The 25,169-nt window shown below is 67.4% G+C and carries 27 protein-coding genes and 1 pseudogene; 14 read left to right on the top strand and 14 right to left on the bottom strand.

The window, feature by feature from the left end:
* The first annotated feature begins 87 nt into the window (after window positions 1-87).
* Window positions 88-840 carry a triose-phosphate isomerase gene (tpiA, locus tag CAP40_RS17640; protein ID WP_086130869.1) on the top strand — a complete coding sequence of 251 codons (753 nt, stop codon included), beginning with the start codon at window positions 88-90 and terminating at the stop codon, window positions 838-840.
* Here tpiA and CAP40_RS17635 read toward each other — a convergent pair.
* The gene (locus CAP40_RS17635; RefSeq protein WP_086130868.1) at window positions 812-2,185 is read right to left on the bottom strand and encodes an MFS transporter; all 1,374 of its coding nucleotides are present in this window, start codon (window positions 2,183-2,185) and stop codon (window positions 812-814) included. The genes tpiA and CAP40_RS17635 overlap by 29 nt on opposite strands.
* A gap of 93 nt (window positions 2,186-2,278) precedes the next feature.
* On the opposite strand from CAP40_RS17635, the gene CAP40_RS17630 reads away from it, so the two are divergent.
* Window positions 2,279-3,319, top strand: coding sequence for an alpha/beta hydrolase family protein (locus CAP40_RS17630; RefSeq protein ID WP_086130867.1), 1,041 nt, complete (start codon window positions 2,279-2,281; stop codon window positions 3,317-3,319).
* A gap of 116 nt (window positions 3,320-3,435) precedes the next feature.
* On the top strand, window positions 3,436-5,052 hold the full coding sequence (locus CAP40_RS17625; protein WP_144034412.1) for a serine hydrolase: 1,617 nt from the start codon (window positions 3,436-3,438) through the stop codon (window positions 5,050-5,052).
* A gap of 129 nt (window positions 5,053-5,181) precedes the next feature.
* Here the strand turns inward: CAP40_RS17625 and CAP40_RS17620 are convergent, their stop codons facing one another.
* Window positions 5,182-6,576, bottom strand: a complete 1,395-nt coding sequence (locus tag CAP40_RS17620) for a M17 family metallopeptidase (RefSeq protein WP_086130865.1) — start codon at window positions 6,574-6,576, stop codon at window positions 5,182-5,184.
* 225 nt (window positions 6,577-6,801) lie between these two features.
* Here CAP40_RS17620 and CAP40_RS17615 point away from each other — a divergent pair, with 225 nt between their 5' ends.
* Window positions 6,802-9,150: a membrane-bound PQQ-dependent dehydrogenase, glucose/quinate/shikimate family gene (locus CAP40_RS17615; protein WP_179188359.1), complete on the top strand. Its 2,349-nt coding sequence runs from the start codon at window positions 6,802-6,804 to the stop codon at window positions 9,148-9,150.
* 85 nt (window positions 9,151-9,235) lie between these two features.
* Here the strand turns inward: CAP40_RS17615 and CAP40_RS17610 are convergent, their stop codons facing one another.
* Window positions 9,236-10,144: a hypothetical protein gene (locus CAP40_RS17610; RefSeq protein ID WP_086130863.1), complete on the bottom strand. Its 909-nt coding sequence runs from the start codon at window positions 10,142-10,144 to the stop codon at window positions 9,236-9,238.
* Window positions 10,144-11,547, bottom strand: coding sequence for a serine hydrolase (locus CAP40_RS17605; protein ID WP_086130862.1), 1,404 nt, complete (start codon window positions 11,545-11,547; stop codon window positions 10,144-10,146). The genes CAP40_RS17610 and CAP40_RS17605 overlap by 1 nt, the downstream gene beginning before the upstream one ends.
* 279 nt (window positions 11,548-11,826) lie before the next feature.
* On the opposite strand from CAP40_RS17605, the gene CAP40_RS17600 reads away from it, so the two are divergent.
* On the top strand, window positions 11,827-12,102 hold the full coding sequence (locus CAP40_RS17600) for a hypothetical protein (protein ID WP_086130861.1): 276 nt from the start codon (window positions 11,827-11,829) through the stop codon (window positions 12,100-12,102).
* Window positions 12,103-12,147: 45 nt separating this feature from the next.
* Here CAP40_RS17600 and rimO read toward each other — a convergent pair whose 3' ends face one another.
* Both rimO and CAP40_RS17590 read right to left on the bottom strand, forming a co-directional pair.
* On the bottom strand, window positions 12,148-13,479 hold the full coding sequence (gene rimO, locus CAP40_RS17595) for a 30S ribosomal protein S12 methylthiotransferase RimO (RefSeq protein WP_086130860.1): 1,332 nt from the start codon (window positions 13,477-13,479) through the stop codon (window positions 12,148-12,150).
* Window positions 13,480-13,557: 78 nt separating this feature from the next.
* Window positions 13,558-13,914 (bottom strand): DMT family protein, encoded by a 357-nt coding sequence (locus tag CAP40_RS17590; protein ID WP_218822171.1) that lies wholly within the window; start codon window positions 13,912-13,914, stop codon window positions 13,558-13,560.
* A gap of 23 nt (window positions 13,915-13,937) precedes the next feature.
* Here CAP40_RS17590 and CAP40_RS17585 point away from each other — a divergent pair, with 23 nt between their 5' ends.
* Entirely contained in the window at window positions 13,938-14,711 is a 774-nt protein-coding gene (locus tag CAP40_RS17585; protein WP_306298595.1) for an AAC(3) family N-acetyltransferase, read from the top strand.
* A 308-nt stretch (window positions 14,712-15,019) separates the two neighbouring features.
* Here CAP40_RS17585 and CAP40_RS17580 read toward each other — a convergent pair.
* The 3 genes and pseudogenes from CAP40_RS17580 to serS all read right to left on the bottom strand — a co-directional run bounded on the left by CAP40_RS17580 (window position 15,020) and on the right by serS (window position 18,525).
* Window positions 15,020-16,020: pseudogene (locus tag CAP40_RS17580) on the bottom strand (TrkA family potassium uptake protein).
* Window positions 16,020-17,138 carry a peptidoglycan DD-metalloendopeptidase family protein gene (locus CAP40_RS17575; RefSeq protein ID WP_373384954.1) on the bottom strand — a complete coding sequence of 373 codons (1,119 nt, stop codon included), beginning with the start codon at window positions 17,136-17,138 and terminating at the stop codon, window positions 16,020-16,022. Before CAP40_RS17575 ends, CAP40_RS17580 begins: the two are co-directional and overlap by 1 nt.
* Window positions 17,139-17,220: 82 nt before the next feature.
* Complete coding sequence (gene serS / locus CAP40_RS17570; protein ID WP_086130858.1) at window positions 17,221-18,525, bottom strand: serine--tRNA ligase; 1,305 nt, start codon at window positions 18,523-18,525, stop codon at window positions 17,221-17,223.
* Between the two features lie 90 nt (window positions 18,526-18,615).
* Between serS and CAP40_RS17565 the strand changes: the two genes are divergently transcribed.
* The 5 genes from CAP40_RS17565 to CAP40_RS17550 all read left to right on the top strand — a co-directional run bounded on the left by CAP40_RS17565 (window position 18,616) and on the right by CAP40_RS17550 (window position 21,384).
* On the top strand, window positions 18,616-19,059 hold the full coding sequence (locus CAP40_RS17565) for a host attachment family protein (RefSeq protein ID WP_086130857.1): 444 nt from the start codon (window positions 18,616-18,618) through the stop codon (window positions 19,057-19,059).
* Window positions 19,060-19,103: 44 nt separating this feature from the next.
* A complete protein-coding gene (locus CAP40_RS20575; RefSeq protein WP_179188341.1) occupies window positions 19,104-19,721 on the top strand; it encodes a hypothetical protein in 618 nt (205 codons plus the stop codon).
* Window positions 19,722-19,754: 33 nt separating this feature from the next.
* Window positions 19,755-19,892, top strand: a complete 138-nt coding sequence (locus CAP40_RS20570; protein ID WP_179188339.1) for a hypothetical protein — start codon at window positions 19,755-19,757, stop codon at window positions 19,890-19,892.
* Between the two features lie 511 nt (window positions 19,893-20,403).
* Window positions 20,404-20,871, top strand: a complete 468-nt coding sequence (gene dksA, locus CAP40_RS17555) for an RNA polymerase-binding protein DksA (protein WP_086130855.1) — start codon at window positions 20,404-20,406, stop codon at window positions 20,869-20,871.
* 132 nt (window positions 20,872-21,003) lie between these two features.
* Window positions 21,004-21,384, top strand: coding sequence for a PilZ domain-containing protein (locus tag CAP40_RS17550; protein ID WP_306298594.1), 381 nt, complete (start codon window positions 21,004-21,006; stop codon window positions 21,382-21,384).
* 109 nt (window positions 21,385-21,493) lie between these two features.
* On the opposite strand, the gene CAP40_RS17545 is transcribed toward CAP40_RS17550, so the two are convergent.
* On the bottom strand, window positions 21,494-21,646 hold the full coding sequence (locus CAP40_RS17545; protein WP_078103281.1) for a YdcH family protein: 153 nt from the start codon (window positions 21,644-21,646) through the stop codon (window positions 21,494-21,496).
* Between the two features lie 179 nt (window positions 21,647-21,825).
* Here CAP40_RS17545 and CAP40_RS17540 point away from each other — a divergent pair, with 179 nt between their 5' ends.
* Window positions 21,826-22,023 carry a YdcH family protein gene (locus tag CAP40_RS17540; RefSeq protein ID WP_086130854.1) on the top strand — a complete coding sequence of 66 codons (198 nt, stop codon included), beginning with the start codon at window positions 21,826-21,828 and terminating at the stop codon, window positions 22,021-22,023.
* Between the two features lie 71 nt (window positions 22,024-22,094).
* Window positions 22,095-22,553, top strand: a complete 459-nt coding sequence (locus CAP40_RS17535) for a DUF1465 family protein (RefSeq protein WP_086130853.1) — start codon at window positions 22,095-22,097, stop codon at window positions 22,551-22,553.
* Window positions 22,554-22,569: 16 nt separating this feature from the next.
* Here the strand turns inward: CAP40_RS17535 and CAP40_RS17530 are convergent, their stop codons facing one another.
* Entirely contained in the window at window positions 22,570-23,514 is a 945-nt protein-coding gene (locus tag CAP40_RS17530) for a nitronate monooxygenase family protein (protein WP_086130852.1), read from the bottom strand.
* Window positions 23,515-23,693: 179 nt separating this feature from the next.
* Here CAP40_RS17530 and CAP40_RS20565 point away from each other — a divergent pair, with 179 nt between their 5' ends.
* Window positions 23,694-23,861: a hypothetical protein gene (locus CAP40_RS20565; protein ID WP_179188337.1), complete on the top strand. Its 168-nt coding sequence runs from the start codon at window positions 23,694-23,696 to the stop codon at window positions 23,859-23,861.
* Here the strand turns inward: CAP40_RS20565 and CAP40_RS17525 are convergent.
* From CAP40_RS17525 to CAP40_RS17515, 3 genes are all read right to left on the bottom strand, one after another.
* Window positions 23,858-24,283, bottom strand: coding sequence for a hypothetical protein (locus tag CAP40_RS17525; protein WP_086130851.1), 426 nt, complete (start codon window positions 24,281-24,283; stop codon window positions 23,858-23,860). The genes CAP40_RS20565 and CAP40_RS17525 overlap by 4 nt on opposite strands.
* Before the next feature lie 78 nt (window positions 24,284-24,361).
* Entirely contained in the window at window positions 24,362-24,886 is a 525-nt protein-coding gene (locus tag CAP40_RS17520) for a gamma carbonic anhydrase family protein (protein ID WP_086130850.1), read from the bottom strand.
* Window positions 24,887-24,891: 5 nt separating this feature from the next.
* On the bottom strand, window positions 24,892-25,122 hold the full coding sequence (locus tag CAP40_RS17515) for a hypothetical protein (protein WP_086130849.1): 231 nt from the start codon (window positions 25,120-25,122) through the stop codon (window positions 24,892-24,894).
* Between the last annotated feature and the right edge of the window lie 47 nt (window positions 25,123-25,169).

Below are 25,169 nucleotides of genomic sequence, written 5' to 3'. Positions count from 1 at the left end.
CTTTAGGGCGCTCATCCGCCGCCATCAAGCTTGTGCGAACGCCCGCGCCTGCTATCCGCGAACGAAATAATCAAAATGGGAGGTTGGGTGATGCGCCGCAAATTGGTGGCCGGGAACTGGAAGATGCACGGGCTGCGGGCGCAGCTGCCGGAGATCGAGGCGATCGCGGCCGCCGCCGCCGCAACGCCGGCGGTGGACGTGGCGCTCTGCGTGCCCTTCACGCTGATCCACCCGGCGGCCCAGGTCGCCGGCGGCCTGCCGATCGGCGCGCAGGATCTGCATGAGGCCGATCAGGGCGCGCATACCGGCTGCATCTCCGCGCCGATGCTGGTGGAGGAGGGGGCGACCCTCACCATCGTCGGCCATAGCGAACGCCGCGGCGACCAGCACGAGACCAGCCACGATGCCTATATGAAGGCCGCCGCCGCACATCGGCACGGCCTGGGGGTGATCCTGTGCTGCGGCGAGCTCGAGGCCGAGCGCGCGGCGGGGCGGGCCGAGCGCATCGTCCAGTCGCAGATCGAGAAATCGCTGCCCGACGATGCCGATCCGAGCTGGCTGACGCTCGCCTACGAGCCGCGCTGGGCGATCGGCACCGGCAGGACGCCGACGCCCGACGAGATCGCCTCGATGCACGCGATCCTGCGCGCCAAGCTGCGGATGATGATCGGCGAGGCCAAGGCCGACGGCATCCGCATCCTCTATGGCGGATCGGTGACCGGGGCCAACGCCGCGCAGATCCTTGCGCTCGACAATGTCGACGGCGCGCTGGTCGGCGGCGCGAGCCTTACCGCCGAGAAGTTCGTGCCGATCATTCGGGGCGCGGCTTCGGTTTCCTGACTTCACCCAGGGTAAGATACGCGGTCACGCCCGAGAGCGCGGCCGCGGCGGCGCCGACCAGCGCGCCCATGTGAAAGGCGCTGACCAGCCCCGCGCCGGCGGCCGCGATCACCGCGCCGGCGATCGCGGTGGCGATCAGCCCGCCGGTGCGCGCGATCGCGCTGTTGAAGCCCGACGCCGTGCCGGTATGCGTCTCGTCGACCGAGGCCAGCACCGCCGTGGTGAGCGGTGCCGCGACGCTCGCCATGCCGATCGCGATGGCGAGCGCGCCGGGGAACACCGAGGTCCAGTAGGGCGCGTCCGCATCGACGCGCAGCAGCAGCGCGAAGCCGATGGCGACGATCAGCGGGCCGATGGTGAGCGGCCAGCGCGGACCCACCCGCGCAGTCACCTTGCCCATCACGCGGCTGGCGATCCCCATGCCGAGCGGCATCGGCAGCAGCGCGAAGCCGGCATGGAGCGCCGAATAGCCGCCGGCCTGGATGAGGACATAGGGAAGCAGCAGCAGCACGCCGCCCAGCGCGCCGTAAAGCAGGAAGGTGAGCAGGGTGAGCCCGGCAAAGGCGCGCGAGCCGAACATCGCCACCGGCATCATCGCCCGGTCGCCGCGGGCATGCTCGATCCACAGGAACAGGCCGATGGCAAGCCCGCCGGTGACGAGCCCGATCGCCACGGGCGCGTCCAGCGCGTGATGGCTCGACCAGAGCGTAAGCGCCCAGGTGAGCGCGCCCAGTGCCAGCGTCGCGGCGGCGGCGCCGGGCAGGTCGAGCGGCAGGTCGCCCTCGGCGCTTTCCTCGACATAGCGTATCGCGAGGAAGATCGCGGCGAGCGCCACCGGCACGTTGACATAGAAGATCGCGCGCCAGCCGATCGCGTCGACCAGCCAGCCGCCGAGCGGCGGGCCGACCGCGCCCGCGATCGCGCCGACGCCAGCCCAGGTGCCGATCGCCTTGCCGCGTGCCTCGCCGGTAAAGGCATGGCCGAGCGTGGCGAGGCTGTTCGGCAGCAGGATCGCCGCGCCGATGCCTTGCGCGGCACGGGCGGCAAGCAGCAGGGTGAGGTCCGCCGCCACCGCGCAGGCGAGCGAGGCCGCGGTGAACAGTGCGATGCCGAGCACCAGCAGGCGGCGGCGCCCGAAATGATCCCCCGCCGCGCCGCCGATCAGCAGCAGGGCCGAGAGCGGCAGCATGTACGCATTGATCGTCCATTGCAGCTCGGCGGGCGTCGCGTGCAGGTCCGCCCCGATCGCCGGCAGGGCGACATTGGTGACCGATCCGTCGATGAATGCGAGGCTGGAGGCCAGGATGCAGGCAGTGAGGGTGAGATTGGGGTGCCTGGCCTGCATGGCGCATCCTTAGCAGATCGCACCGCCATGGTGGAGCAGGCTTGTGCCGCGCCGCTATCCGCATAGCATGCACGTGGTTCACGGGAGGGTCCGATGCCGCTTCTCGCCTGGTTCGCCTGCCTGCTCGCCCTCGTCGCCACGCCCGCCGCTGCCGCGAGCACGCTCGACCATGGCCGGATCGACGCCGCCAGTCTGAGGGGCAACGCCGCCGGATTGCCCAGCGCGCGGGGCGTCACCGTCTATCTGCCCGATGGCTATGCCGCGAACCGCGCGAAGCGCTTTCCGGTGATCTATTATCTCGGCAATTTCTTCGAAGACGACCGGGCGCCCTGGGCGAACAACGGGGCGCAGGCGCTGCTCGACCAGGCGGTCGCGCGCGGCGTGATCGGCAGCGTGATCGTCGTGACCGTCGACTGTACCACCCCGGCAGGCGGTTCCTGGTACGTCAACTCGCCGGCGACCGGGAATTGGGAGGATTTCCTCTCCCGCGAACTCGTCGCCTGGGTGGACGCGCGCTACCGCACCCTGGCTTCGCGGGATTCGCGCGGGATCGCGGGCGACCGGATGGGCGGGCACGGCGCGATCCGCCTGGCGATGCGCCATCCCGAGGTCTTCGGCGCGGTCTATGCGCTGCACCCCATCGGCATGGGGCCCGGGCTGCAGACGATGTTCTCACGGCCCAACTGGCAGCTGTTGCAGGACGCGAAATCGATCGAGGATCTGCGCGGCGACGGTTTCTCGCTGATCTTCACCTCGATCTTCCAGGCGCACCTGCCCGATCCGGCGCGTGCGTCGCTGTTCTTCGATCCGCCGGCGCGGCTGAAGGACGGCAGGCTGGAAGTGGATGCGGCGCTGACCGAGCGGCTCAACGCCAGCTTCTTCCTCGAGCGCCAGGTGCCGGCGCATGCCGATAATCTGAAGCGCCTGCGCGGCTTCATGTTCGACTGGGGGCGGGGAGACGCCAACCCCGACCATATCGTCTCGCTCCAGGCCTTCACCCGCACCCTCGATGCGTTCGGCATACCCTATGAGGCCGAGGAATATCGTGGCGGCTGGGGGGATCGGCACTGGGGCGAGGACGGGCGCATCTACACAGAGATGCTGCCCTTCTTCGCGAGGAAGCTGGTGTTCTAGATCGTGGATCAAGTAAACATTTGATTCTATATAATAATAGTGAATCGCGCCGCGATATTGTAACCGGTTGCATTTTGGGTCATGCTCGATCTCGTCATCGGATCGAGAGGGTGTTCATGCGCTTGCGGTTCTGGATTCTGGCGCTTGGAGCTATCTTCTTCTCCCTGCCTGCCCAGGCACAGCAGGGCGATGCCGATTTCACAGCCCGCCTGCATCGTATCGCCGCGCAGTTGGGGTTGCCGGGCTTCAGCGCCGCCGTCGTGCAGGACGGCAAGATCGTTTATCGCCACCACGAGGGGATCGCGGATCGCGCCTCGGGCGCATCGATCACGTCCGGTTCGCTATTTGGTATCGCATCGGTCACCAAGTCGATGACGGGGATCATCCTCAGCCAGCTCGAGGCGGAGGGGAAGATTCGGCTGAGCGACCCTCTGCTGGCATACCCGCTCAACACCGGCTGGCACCCGCCGGAGGGGATAGGCGATCCCAACATCACGCTCGGCGATGTGCTCAGCATGAGCGCGGGAGGGCGGCCCGGCGAAACCTATGTCTATAACGGCGCCCGCTTCAATCTCCTCTCCGGCCTTTTCGACAAGGTCAGTGCCACGGCGTCGCCGCAGAGCTATGTGGTGCAGAACCGCCAGCGGATCCTGACGCCGCTCGGGATGACCGAAACGATGACGGGCTATCAGAAGGACAACCCGCTCGCGGCCCGGGCCGTCAAGCGTTACCAGGCCGAAGCCTCTCCGACGGGCTGGCACTATGTCGAGCGGCCTTATGACTGGGATGCGGCCTATCCGGCATCGGGCCTGATCTCGACGATCGACGATCTGGCCAGGTACGCAGCCGCACTGGATCGCGGCACGCTGATCGGTCAGGCTGCCTATGAGCGCCTGACGGCGCCGCGGAATGGCCATCCTTACGGCTATGGCTGGTTCACGCAGGTGAGCGCGGGGATGCGCCTGCACTGGGTCTTCGGCTATGGTCAGGCCGAGTCTGCCCTGTTCCTGCGGGTGCCGGACAAGAAGCTGACCTTCATATTCCTCGCCAATGCCGATACGCCGTCCGCGCTGGCGCAGCTCGACTATGCGGATGTACTTCGCCAGCCTTTCGGCCTGGCGTTCGTCGATGGCTGGGTGATGGGCGGCAAGGCGATCGACTTCGATCGGCCGCTGGCCGACGTCGCGCGCGCAATCGGCGCGAAGCCGGCGCCCATGGTGGTGGAACAATTGCTCGACGAAGCGCTGCTTCAGGCGTTTCGCGCCCGCATGGCCGGACAGGGCGGTGATCGCGTGGTCGCCTTGAGCGAGCTTCTACTGCGCGTGGCGCCTGAACGGTTCGCGCGTGCCGACGTCTATATGCTGCGGCTGCTGGCGGACGTCACCTCGCCCGGGCTGGAGCCCGCGACCCGCCAGTTGCTCGCCAGTTTCGATCTGAACGCCGACCGCCGCCCGGTGATCCCGTTCTGGAGCGGCGAGGTGTTGGAGAAGCTGGGAGACTCCGTCGGCGCGATGAAGCTCTATGCACTGCTGTGCGATCGGGAAGGGTTCGACGACGAACCGATGAAGGCACAGGCATGCGAACGGCTCGGTAGCCATGAGCTGGCGGCGGGACGGATCGGAGCGGGGCGGCGGCATTTGTGGCACTCGGCGCGCATATCGCGCCTCGCCAATGACGGCGGCGAGTTCGATCGCAAGCTGGCCCTGCTTGCCGGGACGGGCGCTAGACACTGATCCGATGCGACGACCTCCTTGCGCCTGCGCGCGATCGAAGCGCAGCAAGTGTCCAATGTCTTCGGTTCAGATCAGTGTCTCATGGTTTGACGCCGTACCCCCTCCCTTTCCGGGGGAGGGGAACGGGCCTCACTTCCCGTAGCGGTCCTTCAGCACCTTCCACACGGCGCGCAGGCTCACCGCCTCGGCGCCCTTGGGGCGGCCGGGCTTGTGGCTGCCGTTCCAGCAGAAGATGTCGAGATGCGCCCATTGCGCCTTTTCCGGGACGAACTCCTTGAGGAACAGCGCGGCGGTCAGCGCGCCGCCGAACGGCGCCTCGGCCGCGTTGACCATGTCGGCCACGTCCGACTTCAGCATCTCCTTGTACGGATCGTAGAGCGGCAGGCGCCACATCGGATCCGCCTCGGTCTCCGCCGCAGCCAGCAGTTCGCTCGCCAGCGTGTCGTCATTGGCGAACATCGCCTGCAGGTCGGCCCCCAGCGCGACACGGGCGGCGCCGGTGAGCGTCGCATAGTCGATCACCAGCTCCGGACCCTTTTCCTCGGCCTTGGTCAGCGCATCCGCCAGGATCAGGCGGCCTTCGGCATCGGTGTTGCTGTTCTCCACCGTGATGCCCTTGCGCGAGCGCATGATGTCGCCCGGGCGCGTCGCTTCGCCGTTGATCGAATTCTCTACCGCCGGGACGAGCATGTGCAGCCGTACCGGCAGGCGCGACGCCATGATCAGCTCGGCGGTGGCCAGCGCGTGCGCCGCGCCGCCCATGTCCTTCTTCATCAGGCGCATGCCGGCGGCCGGCTTGATGTCGAGGCCGCCCGAATCGAAGCAGACGCCCTTGCCGATGATCGCGATCTTCGGATGCTCGGGATTGCCCCATTCGATCTCGATCAGCCGCGGCTCGCGGCCCTTGCCGGCGGCCTTGCCTACTGCCCAGAGCAGGCCATAGCCTTTCTCGACTTCGTCGCCCTTCACCACGGTCAGCTGGCCGCCATGGGCCTTGACCAGTTCGGCGGCGGCGGCTTCGAGATCGGCGGGCCCCATGTCGTTGGCACCGGTGTTGATCCGGTCGCGCAGCTTGTAGGTGGCATTGGCCATGCGCACCGCTTCCTCGATCCGGGCGGGATCGGAAGTGAGCAGCACGCGCGGGCCGACCGGGGCCTTCTCGTCCTTCTTATAGGCATCGAACTTGTACTGGGCGGCCAGCCAGCCATGGACCGCCTTGCCCGGCTCGACGCCCTCGACGCGATACGTCCCTTCCGGAAGCGTTTCGGCGAGCTTGGCCAGGCACCACACCGACAGGCGCTCGGCATTGGCGACGACGCTCACCACCGACCAGTCCTCCGCGCCGTCGCCGGGCAGGATCGCGCTGGCATAGGCGCTGGGCGCCAGCTTCTGCGCGGCGGCCGCGGTGCGGTGGCGCGGCGGCTGGGCGGCGAGCCAGGCATCGAAACCCTTGGCGTCGATCACATGGATGGTGCGGGCGGGCTGGCCCTTGTCGGGCTGAACGAGCGTGTTGGGATCAGGCATGGGCGTTGATCTAGGTAATGGCGGCGGCGAGGGCTAGGGGGCTTTTGCGTTTCCCCGAGGGACAAGAATCTTCCTTCACGATGGAACTCAATCGTTGCGCTCCCGGTTTCCAATCCGTCCGCGGGCAACAGGGAGCAAGCGATGACCGACACGCGCTATGAAGGGGAGCGCATCCCCTATCTCGAGCCGGTGGAGGAAACGCCTCGCCCCCGCAGCATCGCCGCGATGATCGTCGGCGCGGCGATCGGCCTGATCGGGCTGGTGCTCGCGATCGGCGGCGCCTGGCTCGTGGTACTGGGCGGCTCGCTCTATTATCTCCTCACCGGCGCGCTGATGCTGTGGTCGGGCTGGCTGCTGATCCGCGGGCGGATGAGCGGGGGCTGGCTCTACCTCGCAATCGTCGTCGCCAGCATCTTCTGGGCCTGGTGGGAAGTCGGGCCCGATCCCTGGGCCCAGGTGCCGCGCGTGATCGCGCCGGTGGTGCTCGCCGTCGCGGTGATCCTGGTGCTGCCGACGCTCACCCCCGCGCCGGGCAAGTGGCGGCTGGCGCTGGGCGGCGTCGCGGTGGCGCTGCTGCTCACCGTGATCAACTTCTGGGCCGCCGCGGCCGGCCGGCCCGATCCGGTGCTCGCCGGCCTGCCTGCGCCGGGAACCGCGGGGATGGTCGACCCCTCCGGCCAGCAGACCGGCGCCGACTGGCCCGTCTATGGCGGCACTGCCAGCGCCAGGCGCTATTCGCCGCTCGTCCAGATCACTCCGGCGAACGTCGCCAAGCTCAAGCAGGTGTGGCTCACCCATACCGGCGACCTGCCGTCCTCCCCGATGATCCGGAAGACCTATGGCGCCGAGAACACGCCGCTCAAGGTGGGCGACAGCCTGTACGTCTGCACGCCCAAGAACATCCTGCTCGCGCTCGACGCGGCGACGGGCATGGAGAAATGGCGCTACGATCCAAAGGTGCCGGACGATGCGATCCCCTATACCGCGGCGTGCCGCGGGGTGGTCTATTACGCCGTGCCCAATGCGCCCGCGAACCAGGCCTGCGCGACCCGGGTGATCGAGGGCACGCTCGATGCGCGGCTGATCGCGGTCGATGCGAGGAGCGGCAAGCCCTGTGCCGATTTCGGCACGAATGGCCAGGTCGATGCCAAGCAGGGCATGGGCAAGGTTCCCGCCGGCTTCGTCTCGATCAACTCGCCGCCCACGCTGGTCCGCGGAGTGCTCGTCACCGGCCATCAGGTGCTGGACGGGCAGGATCGCTGGGCGCCGTCGGGCGTGATCCAAGGGTTCGACGTCGTCACCGGCCGGCTGCGCTGGGCCTGGGACATGATGCATCCGGACTGGAACGGCGCGCCGCCCGCCGGGCAGGAATGGGCGCGCGGCACGCCGAACATGTGGACGATGGCGAGTGGCGACGAGCAGCTCGGGCTGGTCTATCTCCCGATGGGCAATGCCGCGGCCGACTATTACTCCTCGCTGCGCCGGCCGGAGGAGAATTTCTACGCGACTTCGCTGGTGGCGCTCGACGTGACCACCGGCAAGCCCAAATGGCGCTTCCAGGCGGTGCGCAATGACGTGTGGGACTATGATTTCGGCGCCCAGGCGACCTTGGTCGACTATAAGGGGGCGCCCGCGCTGATCCTGCCTTCGAAGCAGGGCGATATCTACATCCTCGATCGCCGCAGCGGCCAGCCGCTCACGCCGGTGGGCGAGATGAAGGTGCCGGGCGGCGGCGTCGAGCCGGAGCAGCGCGTGGCCACCCAGCGCGTGTCGCTATGGCATACGCTGCGCAAGCCCGACCTGACCGAGCGCGACATGTGGGGCATGTCGCCGATCGACCAGATGCTCTGCCGCATCAATTTCCGCCGGGCGAGCTACAAGGGTTTCTTCACGCCGCCCGAGGCCGACCGGCACTCGATCCAGTATCCGGGCTATAATGGCGGGACCGACTGGGGTGGCATCGCGGTCGATCCGCAGCGCGGGGTGATCGTCGCCAACTATAACGACATGCCCAACTATGTCCGCCTCGTGCCGCGCGCCGAGGCCGACAAGCTCGGCTGGGCGCCGCGCGACCAGGCACGGGGCAGGATCGGCGGCGCCGAGGGCGCGGGCGATCCGCAGGCGAACACGCCTTATGCGATCAACGTCAATGCCGGCTGGCGGATGCCGTTCACCGGGCTGCTCTGCAAGCGGCCGCCCTATGGCGGAATCCGCGCGATCGACATGGCCAGCGGCAAGACGATCTGGGACCGTCCCTTCGGCGAGGCGCGCACCAACGGGCCGTTCGGCATTCCCTCGATGCTGCCGATCAGCATCGGCACGCCCAACAATGGCGGCGCGGTGGTGACGGCGGGCGGGCTGATCTTCGTGGCGGCGGCGACCGACAACCTGATCCGCGCGATCGACCTGAAGACCGGCAAGACGCTGTGGAAGGCCGTGCTGCCGGCGGGCGGGCAGGCGACGCCGATCACCTATGAAACGAACGGCAGGCAGTATCTGGTCATCTATGCCGGCGGCCACCATTTCATGGAGACGCCGGTCGGCGACGAAGTGGTCGCCTATGCGCTGCCGTGACTGAGCGCCATCTCGGCTCTTGCCGGGATCGGAAGGATGCGCGACGGCGAGGGCGGGCAGGAGCCGGCCAGGCCCCCGCCGGCGTTCAGCGCAGCGCCTTCACCGCCGGTGCGCACAGGGCGATCGCACGGTCGATCATGAAGCCCAGCCGGTCGCGCGCCAGGGCGAGTTCCGCCGGATCCAGCCCCCGGTCGAGCGTCTCGAAGTTGAGATAGGCGAGGCCGTGCAGCACGGCATAGTTGGAGAGCGAGCCGTCGCTCGTCACCACGCGCTCCTGCACGACGTTGAAATCCGCGCCCACCATCGCGTCCCGGCAAAAGGCGGCGCCCGGCGGGTCCCTGGCGAGGAAGGTGGCGAAAGCGACGGTGTCGTCATCGTCGAACGGCCAGGCCTTCGATATCGAGGGGCTGGGGATCAGCGTATCGTCGCAATAGCGGATCGAGATGATCCCGCTGCCCTCCGGATCCCCCTTGTTGCAGTGCGAGCCTGCCGTTTCGAAGCCCTTGGCGTTGGTATGGAGCGCGATGATCGGCCAGGCGCCGTGCGCCAGATCGGCCAGGACGTTGCGCGCATAGCCGGGAAGCGCGGTGTCGAAATTGCGATTGGGGTCGATCGGTCTGCCATAGTCGACGGCTTCGTTGAGCCGCCTGCCGTCGCCGCCGGGAGCGATGCCCGAGTCGATCGCGATCAGCACGCCGCCATATTTCCGTACGGCCGCCAGCCCGGCCTCGAACCCGGCATTCTCGTTGTCGTGCGGCACGAAGAAGAGCGGCCCCCCGGGGTGCTTCGCATTGGCGATACGCCACAGGCGCCAGCGCGCGCGCTCCTCGCGGAATTCCAGGGCCGAGACGGCAAGCCCTTGCCACTCCGCGGGATCGCGGTGCCGGGCGAAGTCGTCGTCCTGCACGGTCAGCGGGTCGATCGGCCGCACCGTCGCCGCATCGGGCGGGCTGGCGGTGAACAATGCGGCGGCGACCAGGGCGGGAAGGCGCATCAGTCCCTCGGCTGGATCAGGAACTGCTCGAACTTCCCATCCTTGCCCGGCTCGGCATAGGTGATGGCGATCAGTTTGCGGCCATCTGCATAGACGATGTCGTAGTTGCGATTGATGAACCCGCCGCGCAACCGTGGCTTGCCGCGCGCGGTGAAGCTCGCCGGATCGCCCAGCGGGGCGAGGCTGGCGTAATAATCCCCGGTCGCTTGGGCAGTGAAGTAATAACTGGCGTCCTCGGTGAGCTGCGACCGGTCGAGCGTGCCGGTGCGGAGCTGGTCGAACAGCTTGCGCGCGAGCTGATCGTGATAAAGGTCCGTCGAGATGACGGGGACGGGCGGAGGAAGCGGATGGAGGAGATCGGTGATCCCGCCGGTGATCGCGTCCTGCGCGCCGCCGAAATCGGCATTGACCAGCGCCACCACGGCGAAGCGCTTCTCGGGCATCACGAAATTGTCGGAAAGGAAGCCCACGGCCTCGCCGCCGTGCTCGACGGTCCTGTCGCCCGCGCGGCTGCCGACCGAGACGCCGAGGCCATAATGGGTATCGGTGCCGTTGGTGAGCTTGATCGCGGTTTCCTGCGTCGCCCAATCCTCGGGGCTCAGGATCTTGCGGTCGATCCGGGCGATGTCCCATTTGGCGAGGTCGCTGGCCGACATGGCGAGCTCGCCCGCCGCCCATAGCCAGCCATGCGCCGCCGGCCGGGCCGCGCGGACGGGCCCGAGCGCGAAGCGGTGATTGCCCTGCGGGAAGCCCTTGCCCACCGCATAGTCCTGATCCATCGCGTCGATGCCGAGCGGTTTGAAGATCTTCTTCTGGAGATAGTCGAGCAGCTTCATGCCCGACGCCTTCTCGATGATCATGCCGGCGACGACATAGCCGGTGTTCGAATATTGCCAGGCGGTGCCCGGTTCGAAATCGAGCGGCTTCTTCGCCCAGCGATCGAGGATCTGCCGGGGCGTGACCGGCTTCTCCATCGCGGCGAAGTCATAGTCCTGCGGCCAATAGTCCTGGATGCCGGCAGTGTGGCTGAGCAGCTGGCGGATGGTGATCCGGTCGGCGCCGGTGATGTCCGGCACCCATTTCGACACCTTGTCGTCGAGGCCGAGCTTGCCTTCCTCCTCGAGCAGCAGGATCGCCGCCGCGGTGAACTGCTTGGAGATCGATGCGATCTGGTATTTCGCCGCCGGGCTGGTCGCCTTCATCCCCGGGCCCTGATCGCCATAGGCCTTGGCGAAGACGATCCTGCCGTCGCGTACGATCGCGATCGAGGCGGAAGGCACGCCCGAGGATTTGAGGGCGTTGGTGACGATGGCGTCGACCTGCGCGGTCTCGTCGGCGGAGAGCTGCTGCGCGGCGGCGGGCGTGGCGATGAGAAGGGCTGCGGCGAGGGTGGATCGGAACATTGGGCCTCCGGAGCGATGTCGGGGGGAGCTTAGGCCAGCATGCTGTTTCCGTCATCTTTCCGTTTGGCGCACCTGCCTTGCCGGGCGGGCATGGCCTTGCTGCGACCTAGCCAGGTGCTCCGCCAGAATGGTGTAATTGCCTGTTAGTAAAGTTATTGCGGTCCTCTGCAGAGGGTAAAATAGACTATGTTCTAATCAAAGTAGATAGGTGGTATGATCTTCGCGGGGTTGCAGCATATCAAAAGCATTTAGATCACCTCAATTGGGAGAGGGATTGCCATGTTGTTTGCATTCGCAGCGATGATGGGATGGTGCGGCACCAAATGGCCGGGCTGGTGGCGCTGGCCACGTCCGCCGCATCCGGATCCCGAGCCCTGGTGGCGGCTGGTCGACGGCATTCTCGGCGCGGCGGGCGGCGTGATCGCCGTCAATCTGTTCGAGCCGATGCTGCGCGATCAGGGGCTGATGGTCACCGGATTGACGGCGTTCTTCGGCGGGCTCGCCGTCGCGACGGCCGTCGAAGCGGTGATGGGGCTGAACGCCAAGGCGCGCTGAGCTCTAGGGGGCGGGCGGTGCTCCCGCGGCACCGCCTTGCTCGCGTCAGGCGAGCGGCACGCCGTAAAGGTCGTGCTCGTCCGCATCCTCGATCTCGACCCGGACGATATCGCCCTGGCCGAGATGCCCCGCGTCGCGCAGGAACACCTCGCCGTCGATCTCCGGGGCGTCGGCCTGGCTGCGGCCGGTGGCGCCGCCTTCCTCGCCGACCTCGTCGATGATCACCTCGAGCGTGCGGCCGATCTTGGCCTGGAGCTTGGCGGCGGAGATTGCCGCGGTCTTCGCCATGATCCGGGCATAGCGCTCTTCCTTGACCTCTTCCGGCACCGCGCCGGGCAGGCTGTTGGCGGCGGCACCCTCGACCGGCTCGAAGCGAAACGCGCCGACCCGGTCGAGCTGGGCTTCGTCGAGCCAGTCGAGGAGATACTGGAAGTCCGCTTCCGTCTCGCCGGGGAAGCCGACCACGAAGGTCGAGCGGATCGTCAGGTCCGGCGCGATCTCGCGCCACTTCTTCAGCCGCTCGAGCACCTTGGCTTCGTTGGCCGGGCGCTTCATCGAGCGCAGGACGCTCGGGCTCGCATGCTGGAACGGAATGTCGAGATAGGGGAGGATCAGCCCCTCGGCCATCAGCGGGATGACCTGGTCGACATGCGGATAGGGATAGACATAGTGCAGCCGCACCCAGGGCGCGATCCTGCCGAGCTCGCGGGCGAGGTCGGTCATGTGGGGGATCACTTCCTGACCCTTCCACAGGCGCGGCTCCTTGCGGATGTCGACGCCGTACGCCGATGTGTCCTGGCTGATGACCAGCAGCTCCTTCGTCCCGGCCTCCACCAGCTTCTCCGCCTCGCGCAGGATCGCGTCGGGGCGGCGGCTGACCAGGTCGCCGCGCAGCGCCGGGATGATGCAGAAGGCGCAGCGATGGTTGCAGCCCTCGGAGATCTTCAGATAGCTGTAGTGGCGCGGGGTGAGCTTCAGCCCCGCGTCCGGCACCAGGTTGACGAAGGGCGAGGGCGGCATCGGCGCCGCCTCGTGCACCGCGCCGACCACTTCCTCATATTGATGCGCGCCGGTGACGGCGAGCACATTGGGGAAGCGGGCACGGATCGTCTCGGCCTCCTTGCCCATGCAGCCCGTGACGATCACCCGGCCATTCTCGGCGATCGCCTCGCCGATCGCCTCGAGCGATTCTTCCTTGGCGCTGTCCAGGAAGCCGCAGGTGTTGACCAGCACGACATCGGCGCCGGCATAGTCGGGCGACATCGCATAGCCGTCGCTGCGCAGCTTGGTGAGGATCCGTTCGCTGTCGACCAGGTTCTTGGGACAGCCGAGCGACACCATGCCCACGCGGGGCGCCTCGGGGAGTTTGGTTGCCATGATTGGCGGGCGACATAGGGATTTTCGCCGAAAAAGCTAGGCCGGTGCTTTCCGGGGCGGATTCCGCCGCCGGCCGCTTCAGCCGGGCGCGCGGAAGATGAACCAGGCGCCCGCGGCGATCAGCGCGAAGCCGATCAGGTGATTCACCGTGATCTTCTGCCCGAGATAGAGGATCGAGAAGCCGACGAACACGGTGAGCGTGATCACTTCCTGCATCGCCTTGAGCTGCGCCGCCGAATAGACCGCGCTGCCCCAGCGATTGGCCGGCACCGCCAGGCAATATTCGACGAAGGCAATGCTCCAGCTCGCCAGGATGACGAGCAGCAACGGCGCCTGCTTGAACTTCAGATGCCCGTACCAGGCAAGGGTCATGAAGACGTTCGAGCCGATCAGCAGCAGGACCGGAACGAGGCGGGCGAAGAGCATTTCGGGCATGGCGCGACCATGGCCGGGATGGCATGAGCGTCAAGATGGAGATGATCTCCCGAGAGAAGCTGCGCGCGCAGCTGCGCGAACTGGGCGTGCGCGAAGGCGGCGTGCTGCTCGTCCATATGAGCTATCGCGCCGTCCGTCCGATCGAGGGCGGCCCCGAGGGATTGGTCGAAGCGCTCACCGCGGTGCTGGGGCCGGAGGGCACGCTCGCCATGCCCTCGGCGACCGGCGACGACGACGCGCCCTTCGATCCGGCGGTCACGCCCAATCGCGACGATCTGGGTGTCGTCGCCGACCTGTTCTGGCGCATGCCCGGCGTGCTGCGCAGCGCGCATTTCGACGCGGTCTCGGCGCGCGGGCCCCGGGCCGAGTGGATCGCCCGCGGCCCGTTCGTGCTGCCGCCCGCCGCGCCGGACAGCGCGATCGACCGGGTCCGCCAGGCCGGCGGGCAGGTGCTGTTGCTCGGCGTCGGCCATCACGCCAACACCATGCTGCACCTGGCCGAGCTGGTCGGCGGCGCGCCCTATCGCAGCGACTTCCACTATATCGATGCCAGCGGCGCCGAAGTGCATTACGGCGAGAATGACAGCTGTTGCGAGAAGTTCGAGCTGGCGAATGCCTGGCTGAAGGCGGAGGGCATGCTGCGCGAGGGCAGGGTCGGCCATGCCGAGGCCCGGCTGATGGACGCCGGGGACCTGGTGCGGATCGCGGCCGCGCGGGTGCGGGCCGATCCGCTGGTGTTCCTCCATGGCGAGGATGAGGGATGCGAGGAGTGCGACGAGGCGCGGGAGAGCCTCTAGCTTCGATCGCACGCCTGCGCCAAAGATCGCGAAGATCGCCCACGCGGCCGGCTCCGCGCGCGTAACATTATTACGCGAGCGTGATCCTATCTTTCCTGCAGGGTCAAAGAGCTGCCGGGCCGTTGCCTTGGCTGCGTGAGCCAAGCAGGCGAAATCCTACTTTGCAAGCCGTAGCGCGGGGCGGGGGATCCTAGGTGGGGGCGCATATCCGCTCTACCGTCCTCCCCGCTTTCGCGGGTGTGACGAAATGAGAGCCCGGCCTCCAGGAAAATCGACGATTTACATAAGGCTCCCCATTCTATCCGGTTCTATCCGGTCACGATCTCCAGGATCGTGTCCCCGGCCTGCAGCGCCTGCGCTTCGGGCGCCTTGTGGCCGAGCGCCACGCTGCCGCGATAGACGCGCACGCCCAGGCCGGTCGCGATCGCCGACAATGGCTTGCCGATCTCTTCCGGCCGCACCTTGCGCTCGGCAAGCTCGACCGTGCCATGGATCGAGGCGAGGTCGGTCAGATAGTCGGCGAGATGGCGGCCCTGGCACGAACTGGCCAGCAGCAGCCCGGCGAAGCTCACCGGGTTCACCACCGTGGTCGCGCCCGCCGCCCGCGCCGGCAGCTCATTGTCCTCGTTGCGCACGATCACGCTGATCGGAACGCCCTGCGCCAGGTGCCGCGCCGTGAGCGTGATCAGGATCGAGGTATCGTCGCGGCCGGCGCAGACGATCATCGATTCGGCGCTCGCGATGTGCACGTCCTGGAGCACCTGGTCGCGCGTCGCATCCGCCTGCAGGACGATGCAGCCGCGCTCCTCGGCACATTGGCTTCGTTCTGGTCGATCACGACGATGTTGCCCGGCTTGCGGCCCCGCGCGATCAGCTCGTCCACGGTTTCCGAGCCGGTGGTGCCGTATCCGGCCACGATGATGTGTCCCGAAAGGGTCCGCTGGATCACTGCCATACGCCATTTTTCCCAGGTGCGCTTGAGCACGAAATTATAGGCGGTGCCGAGGAACAGCAGCACCACGAAGATGCGGATCGGCGTGACGACGAACGCGTCGAACATCCGCGCCGAATCGCTCACCGGCACGATGTCGCCATAGCCGGTCGTGGTTATCGAGATCGACGTGAAATAGAGGATGTCGAGGAAGCTGACCTGCCCGTCGGCCGAATCCTTCAACCCGTCGCGCTCGATCCAATGGACGCCCACCGCCAGCGCGAGCAGGGCCAGCACCGCCAGCACCCGCCATCCGATCGAGGCCCAGACGGGCATGCTCGACCGGCGCTTCAGCGTGGAGGGCGGCCTGAGCGCCATCAGCGCGCGGGCAGCCTCGGCAGCGGATCGACGGGGCTGCGGCCCTGACGGATCTCGAAATGGAGCTCCGGGCGGTCCGCAAAGCCCGAATTGCCGGATAGCGCGATCATCTGGCCCTTCTTCACTGCCTGGCCGCGCTGCACGAGCAGCTGGCCGGCATGACCATATACCGTCGTCCAGCCATCGCCATGGCGAAGGATCACCAGGCCGCCCAGCGCCGGGATGTCCGATCCGACATAGGCGACCACGCCATCCGCCGCGGCGAGCACCGGCGTGTCGAGCGGCGCGGCGATCTTGATGCCGTCATTGCGCTCCCCGCTCGCGCCGGGGCCGAAGCGCCGGATCACATTGCCCTTGAGCGGCCATTGGAAGCCGCCGGCGAGCCGTGCCGGCGCTGCCACCGGCGTGGTGGGCGACAGGACCCGCGCGGAGGAAGCGGTCGGCTGGGCCGGCTTGGCCTTTTCGGCGATGGCGGGCTGGCCGCCGGTGACGATGTCGTCGACGCCCAGGTCGAGATGGAAGCGCGCGGCGCGCTGCTCGATCGTCTCGGGCCGGCCCGAAGGCGAAACCGTGTCCGGGATCAGCAGCCGCTGGCCGGTGCGCAGGATGTACGGCTCTTCCAGATCGTTGACCGCGATGATCCGCGACCAGTCGACCCCATAGGCGATGGCGATGGCGATGCCGGTCTCGCCGTCGCGGACCAGGTGATAGCGGCCGCCCGGGATCGTCAGCTTCTGGCCGACGCGGATCACGAAGGGCGAGGGGATGTTGTTGGCGCGGGCGATCGCTTCCGATCCGGCACCGGTCTTCATCGAGATCGAACGCAGCGAATCGCCCGGCTGGACGGTGTAGCTGGTGCCCGCCACCACCCGCGAATCCGCCTGCACCTTGCGTGCCTGCCAGGCGGGCGGCGGGGCGGGGAGGCGGCGGACGTCCTGCTCGTTGCCGAGCGCGGGGCGCTCCCATCCGTCCTGCTCCGGCTGGCCGCGCGGGCGACGATCCTGGTGCCGCGCGGGCGGCGCATCATAGCCCGGATCGCGATAGCCGCCGCCAGTCTGCGGAATGCAGGCAGCCAGCATCAGCAGCGCCACCGGCGCCATCAGCCTTGCCCCCATCATCCCGACCCCCACATTAACCATAACCGGCCGTACCATATCGCGCATTTCCGCGCGCGTCAGGTACGTCTGAATGCGGAGGTGCTCAGTTTGCCGGTTCGAGCCGGTTCAGGCCCTTGAGATAGGGCTTGAGCGCCTCGGGGATCGCCACCGATCCGTCTTCCTGCTGGTAGTTTTCCAGCACGGCGACGAGCGTACGGCCCACCGCCAGGCCCGAACCGTTGAGCGTATGGACGAAGCGGGTCGGGTTCTTGGCGGATCCGGCTCCGCCGGCCGGCTCGCCCGCGGGCCGGTAGCGCGCGTTCATCCGGCGCGCCTGGAAATCGCCGCAGGTCGAGCAGGACGAGATCTCGCGATAGCGGCCCTGGCCGGGCAGCCACACTTCCAGGTCATAGGTGCGCGCCGCGGTGAAGCCCATGTCGCCGGTGCACAGCTTCATGCGGCGGAACGGCAAGCCCAGCGCCGTGAGGAGGCCCTCGGCGCACCCGGTCATGCGCTCATGCTCCGCTTCGCTCTGCTCGGGCGTGGTGATCGAGACCATCTCGACCTTCTCGAACTGGTGCTGGCGGATGAAGCCGCGCGTGTCGCGGCCCGCGGCGCCGGCTTCGGAGCGGAAGCAGGCGGTGAGCGCGGTGAAGCGCAGCGGCAGCTCCTCCTCGGCCAGGATCTGCTCGCGCACGATGTTGGTGAGCGAGACCTCGGCGGTGGGGATCAGCCAGCGGCCATCGGTGGTCCGGAACAGGTCCTCGGCGAATTTGGGCAGCTGGCCGGTGCCGAACACCGCCTCGTCGCGCACCAGCAGCGGCGGGACGGTCTGCTCATAGCCCTGGGCCTCGAGCGTATCGAGCATGAACTGGCCGAGCGCGCGGTGCAGCTTGGCGGCGGCGCCGCGCACCAGCGTGAAGCGCGCGCCCGAGAGCATCGCGCCGGTTTCGAAATCGAGCCCGAGCGCCGGGCCGATCGCATCATGCTCCCGGGCCGGGAAGGCGAGGACGGTCGGCGTGCCGACGGTCGCCATCAGGGCATTGTCGTCCTCGTCGGCGCCCTGGGGCACGTCGTCATAGGGGAGGTTGGGCAGGCTCGCGAGCCGGGCCTCCAGCGCCTCGCCGGCTTCCTTCTCCTCCGCCTCGAGCGCGGGCAGGCGCTCCTTGAGTCCGGCCACTTCGGCCATCAGCGACGCCGCGGTGGCTTCGTCCTTCGCCGCCTTGGCCGCGCCGATCGCCTTGGAGGCTTCGTTGCGGCGCGCCAGGCCGGCCTGGACCTCGGTGATCAGCGCGCGGCGCTTCTCGTCCAGGGCGACGAGCTCGGCCGCCTGCGGTTCCAGCCCGCGCTTCGCCAGGCCGGCGTCGAAGGCAGCGGGATTCTCTCGGATGGCGCGGATGTCGTGCATGGCCGGGCGTATGACCGGGCTCCCGCCCGCGCGCAACCCTGGCGCGCGTGGCGGCGTTCAGTGCGGCAGGATCAACGAAGGAGACAGGATATGCGGGTTCCCCATGATGCGATCGTTCTGGTTGCCGATGGTCGCAAGCTGCTGATGCTGCGCAACGAGGGCGACGCGCTGCGCCCGAACCTGCAGGTGGAGCGCAAGGAGGAGCAGGAGAACCCGGCCAATGGCGCGCAGGCGAGCGACGCGCCCGGCCGTTCCTTCCAGAGCGTCGGCGCGCGGCGCAGCGCCTATGAGGAGACCGATTTCCACCAGCTCGAGGAGGATCGCTTCGCGGCCGACGCTGCGGCCCTGCTCAAGGCGCGGGCGCTGCGCAACGAATTCGAATCGCTGATCATCGTCGCCCCGCCGCGCACGCTGGGCGAGCTGCGCAAACATTATCACAAGGAAGTGAGCGATCGCCTGACGGCAGAGATCGCCAAGGACCTGACCCGCCACACCGTCCCGCAGATCGAGGAAGCGCTGATCAACGCCGAATAGGGCGGGCTCAGCCCTCCGGCTGTTCGTCCGGCGCCTTCTTCTTCATGAAGCGCTTGCGGGCGACCAGCGCCGCCGCGGCGCCGCCGAACAGCAGGATCATCGGCGGGGCCGGCACCGGTGCCGGTCCGCCCGAGCTGCTGCCGCCGCAGTCGCGCCGGCAGCCGCCGTGGCTGCTCGATCCGTGCCCGCCGTTCGAACTCCAGCCGCTCGAATTGCTCCAATGGCCGCTCGAGGAGGACGAGGTCGAAGACGAATTGGACGAACTGGTCGAGGAGCTGTTGGACGACGAGGTGCTGGAGCTCGTCGAAGTGGAGGACGAGACGTCGCCGCTCGACGACGAGGTCGATGTCGAACTGATCTGGCCGCTCGACGTGGAGGTGGAGGAGCCTCCGGTCGAGGTGGAAGTCGACGAACCGCCGGTCGAGGTCGAGGAACCGCCGGTGGAAGTGGAAGTCGAGCCGCCCGAAGAGGAGGAGTTGGACGACGAGATCTCGATGTTGATGCCGCTGGATCCGCTCGACCCGCCGGAGCTGCTCGAGCCGCCGAAGAACCCGCCCGCGAAGAAGCCGCCCATGAAGCCGCCGCCGCCCGAGCCGCCGATCACGCCCGAGGAGGAGGAGGAGCCGCTGCTGCTCGACGAAACCACCGGCATCTCGCCATAGGGCGGAGGCACCGGGATCGGCGCGCCCTGCGCGGTGACGACGACGACCTGGGGCTGGCCCTGGGTAGTGGTGGTGACCGTGCGCTTGACGACTCGCTTCACGGGACGCGCCACGGTGCGCTTCACGACGCGCTTCTTCGTGACGGTGACGTGCTTCACCACGCGCGGCTGATGGATGCGTTCGGTGACGTAGACGCCACCGCCGCCGATCACTGCGCCCCCGCAAGTGCAGGCGCACAGTTTAGCCAAGGCCATGCGAACCGACATTGTTCCCACTCTTCCCGTTGCTGGCGTGTCGCTCCCCGCGGGACCGTCAGCAGCTTCACGCTGGTCAATGCCCGAAAAGTGCAAAACAAATTGTTAAGTGCAATGCCGTTAAGGCGGCTTAACCATGTTTGCGCGTATTTTTCGCGCTCTGGATTTCTGTTGGCGTGGTTAATGTTCTACTTCGGCACGAGGCGCGTGTTTCGTGGCCGCCGGTTCATGAACATTCTCGGTTAATTCCCGGTGGATCGGGCCGCGGTTCACCCGCTGCTAATTTCCCTCCATTTACGGGGTATTACGCCTGTGGATTAAAATGACGGCGCGCTTGTTAACGCCGTCGCGCGTAAGTATAGGGCCGCGCAGGGCAAACGGTCTCCGTAAGGCTCGGGCCTTACTGAGGACCGTAGTGGAGAGTGGGGATGGCTACTGTTTTGGATCGCTTCGACGAACCGGGTAAACGCGTTCCTCCCGCCGCAAATGACGGCGACGACGGCTATCGGCCGAGCAACGACGAACCCTTCATGAACCCGCGCCAGCTGGAATATTTCCGCAACAAGCTGAACGCGTGGAAGGACGACATCTATCGCGAGGCCGCGGGGACGCTCAACCAGCTGCAGACCGACTCGCTGCGCGAGGCCGATCTCACCGATCGCGCATCGAGCGAGACCGACTGGTCGATCGAGCTGCGCACGCGCGACCGCCAGCGCAAGCTGATTTCCAAGATCGACGCGGCGCTGCGCCGGATCGAGGACGGCGAATATGGCTATTGCGAGGTGACCGGCGAGCCGATCAGCCTCGGCCGTCTGGAAGCGCGGCCGATCGCGACGATGACCGTCGAGGCGCAGGAACGCCACGAGCGCAACGAGAAGGTATCGCGGGACGAATGACGGGGGGCTGAGGGCCTCCTTTTTTGTGCCTCCCCGGTTCGGCGGCGGAGGCACATTTTCGGCCTTCGTTTACGGTTTCGACAAGGTTTGCTGCTCTATTCTGCGCGCGTAACTCTTTGCGTTTCGAGCGACATGATGGACCAGTTTCCCTTCGACCCTCTCACTGCGCTCTCGGCGGACGATTTCGCCGCCAGCCAGCGCAACGGTTCGCGCGACAGCCTGATGCTGGCCGCGCAGTTCCGCGTGGCGGGGCGCCCGGACGAGCAGGTGCGCGTGCGCAATCTTTCGCAGGGCGGGCTGATGGCCGAATATACGCAGCCGATCGAGCGGGGCGCGCCGGTGGAGGTTGAGGTGCGCGGCGTGGGCTGGGTCAGCGGCCGTATCGCCTGGGCGACCGATGGCCGTGTCGGCATTGCCTTCGACACGCCGATCGACCCCCTGCTTGCCCGCAAGCCGGTGGGCGGGGGCACGCAGACGCCGACTTTCGTAAAGCCGATCTTCACGCGCCGCTAGCGTCTTTCCGAGCCGGATATCCAGCGGCTCGAATCATTTCGGAACCAGGTTTCGGAGACTTCGCGCAGTCGGGGTGCGGCTTGGGCCACACCCCTTTTGCGCGGCGCTTCTAACGCGCCATTTCTTCCTTGATGCGAAGCTTCTGCTTCTTCAGGGAAGCCAGGACCATCTGGTCGGGTCGGGGCCTTTGCGATTCGGCGGCGATTCGCTGGTCGAGCACCGAGTGCTTGGCCGAAAGTGCCGAGAAATGCGCGTTCTGCATCGAAGCAGTCTCCTTCTTCGGGTGGCCGGAACCTGTGACTAGATCACTTTTCCACAGCTTTGTCGCGGGGGAAACGCGGCTAACCGGCGGCTAATCGACAGCATGCGGAAATAGCGCGATGATCCGTTGCGGAGCCTCTCGGGCTGGTGCAGGGAGATCCCGCTACGGGGGCTTTCGCGATGGACGAGAAAGAGATTGTGCGACGGCTCGAAGCGGTGCGGACCGAGCATCGCGACCTGGATGCAGCGATCGACGCGCTGCTCGCCACGGGCACGTCCGACCAGCTCCAGATCGCGCGCCTCAAGAAGCGCAAGCTCATGCTGCGCGACGAGATCGCGCTGCTCGAGGACCAGTTGATCCCCGATATAATCGCCTGATCCGGATCGGGACGAAATCACTGCGAAATTAAGCATTTCGTTACCATGCGGGCTGTGGCAGCGTTGTTTTCATGGGCAGACAGGGCACGACGACGATCCATCGCAAGCTGATCGACACGCTCTATGTCGAGGCGATGCTGCTGGCCGACGAGGCGCGTGCCTATTTCGACGAACTGGGCCGTGACGAGCGCGAGGCGCTGGAGGCCTTGAATCGCGTCGCCTTCTCCTGCGAGTCGCTCAAGGTGACGACGCGGCTGATGCACATCATCGCCTGGCTGCTCACCCAGCGCGCGGTCGATGCCGGCGAGTTGACGCCGCACGACGCGCTTGCCTCCTCGCGCCGGCTGGGCGACGCACCGGAAACCGAAGAGGCGCTGCTCGACGCAATGCCGCCCCAGGCGGTGGCGATCATCAACACCAGCATCGATCTGTATCGCCGCGTGGCCCGGCTCGACGAGTCGCTGGGGGAGGCGCCGGCGATCGAAAGCCCGGCGCGCTCGATGATGGACCGGCTGGCCGCCGCTTTCTGATCCTCGCCGCGCCGGCTCAGCCGCAGAGCGCCGCCCTGGCCGCGGCATATTCCCGCTTCATTCGGTCGATCTTCACCGTGGCGGGCTCGATCGCATGCACCGCGCCGATGCCCTGGCCCGATCCCCAGATGTCCTTCCAGGCCTTTGCGCCGCCGAAGTTCATCGCGCTGGGATCGCTTTCCGGGAGATTGTCCGGGTCCAGCCCGGCATTGACGACCGACGCCTTCAGATAATTGCCGTGCACGCCGGTGAACAGGTTCGAATAGACGATATCGTCCGCCGTCCCGTCCACGATGCCCTGCTTGTAGGCGGGTGCGGCATTGGCCTCGTCGGTGGCGATGAAAGGCGAGCCGATATAGGCGAGGTCGGCCCCCATCGCCTGGGCGGCCAGCACCGAGCGGCCATTGGCGATCGCGCCCGAGAGCACCACCGGGCCATCGAACCATTCGCGCACTTCCTGGACGAGCGCGAAGGGGCTGAGGCGGCCCGCATGGCCCCCGGCGCCGGCCGCGACGAGGATCAGCCCGTCCGCGCCCTTCTCGATCGCCTTGTGGGCGAAGCGATCGTCGATCACGTCGTGCAGCGTGATGCCGCCCCAGCCATGCACCGCGTCGTTGAGCTCGGGCCGCGCGCCGAGCGAAGTGATCACGATCGGCGCCTTCCATTTGGCGCAGGCCGCCACGTCATGCTCCAGGCGCGGATTGGAGCGGTGGACGATCTGGTTGACCGCGAAGGGCGCGGCGGGCGTGTCCGGATGATCGCGGTCCCAGGCGGCCAGTTCCTCGGTGATCTGGTGGAGCCATTCGTCGAGCCTGGTGTCCGGCCGCGCGTTGAGCGCCGGGAAGGAACCGACGATCCCCGCCTTGCACTGGGCGATGACCAGATCGGGCACCGAGATGATGAACAGCGGCGATCCGATGACGGGAAGGCGCAGGCGATCGAAGAGCGGGGGCAGAGCCATGGACCAGTTTTGTAGCGAAACCGGAATGGCCGTCCAGCCCGATGCCGGCGACGCTACGGCATGCATGGTCGCGCGCGGCGCAATCACTCCGGTGACAGGGCCGACTCGGCCGTACCCATATTGAAGCGGGCGGCGCGATTCCCCATTATCGCCTCACGCAACGGCCCCGGGAGCCCGATATGGTCACCAACGAGATGTACGTCATCGTTCGCAAGGCGATCGAGGCCGCGACGCAGCAGAGCGGCAAGCTCTATGAGGCGGGCCAGGAGAGCCATTACCAGGCGCTGGCCGCGGTGATGGCCTTGCGCAAGGCCGGCTATGAGGTGACGCGCCGCCTCGACAATTAGTCGAACGGCCGCTGCCAGATCACGAAGGTATCGATGTCGGCCGATCGAATCGCGGTGGCATAGGCATCGTGGCGAAAGCCCGGCAGCGCGGCGATCCGCTCGACCATCGCGCCTTCGCCGCGCGCGCCCAGCGGCAGGGTGAAGGCGACGTCCTCGTCCGGCCCGTAGAACAGCCACCAGGCGCCGCGCCCGTCGGGGCCGGTATCGCTGGTCTCGATCGCGACCGCCGCGAGTGCGTCGAGCGTCACGGCCTGGCGATCGCCCTCGGGATCGCGCACCCAGAGGCGATCGGCCTCGACGCCCGTCTGCCACAGCCCCTCGGGCTCCACTTCGGGGGCTGCGGCCGGGGCCGGTAGTGCGACCGGCACCGGCGTCGGAGCCTGCGCCCCGACGCGGCGCTTCAACCAGTCGAACAAACCCATCACGACACCCCGACCCGACTCGAAAGAGGTTCGGGCTAGAACGGCAATGTGACGATTGTCCAAGCGACAGGCGGCGGATCAGTCGACCCGTTTCAACCCTGCGGCATATTCGCGCTGCTTGGCGGCGTAGAGCGCGGCGCTGGCCTTGAGCAACGCCTTCTGCATGTCGTCGAGCGGCCGGATCGCCTTGGCCGGCGAGCCGACGATCAGATGGCCGGCGGGGAAGGTCTTGCCCTCCGTCACCAGCGCCCCCGCGCCGACCAGGCAATCCTCGCCGATCACCGCGCGGTTCAGGATCGTCGCGCCCATGCCGATCAGCGTGCGGTCGCCGATCGTGCAGCCGTGCAGGATGGCGTGATGGCCCACGGTCACGTCCTCGCCCACGGTGCAGGGCGCGCCCGGATCGGAATGGAGCATGGCCCCGTCCTGGATGTTCGAGCGGGCGCCCACCAGGATCGGCGTGTTGTCCGCGCGGATGACCGCGCCGAACCATATCGAGGCGAGCGCGGCCAGGCGCACGTCGCCGATCAGGTCGGCGCTTGGCGCGATCCAGGCATCCTCGGCGAGCTGGGGGCGATGCCCCGCGAATTCGTAAAGCGGCATGCCGCTCAGGATAGCGGCGCTTCGAAGCCCGGGGGAAGGGGGATATTGGCGCCCAGCGCGAGCGCCAGCGCAACCGCGCCGAGCAGCACCGCCAGCGTGGACGAGAGCGAGAACAGCCCCCAGCCGACCATGGTGACCATCTGCGAATCGGCGCGCTGTTCGCGTTTGTTGCGCTGCATCGACTGGATCACGAACATTGCCAGCATCGCATATGCGAAGACGATAAACTCGGTCATCAACCCACCCGGAAAACCCCTGCGCGCGACCCTAAGGGAGGAGGGTT

Source organism: Sphingomonas sp. IBVSS2, from assembly GCF_002127225.1.
Lineage (GTDB): Bacteria > Pseudomonadota > Alphaproteobacteria > Sphingomonadales > Sphingomonadaceae > Sphingomonas.
This window is presented reverse-complemented; position numbering and strand designations above follow the sequence as displayed.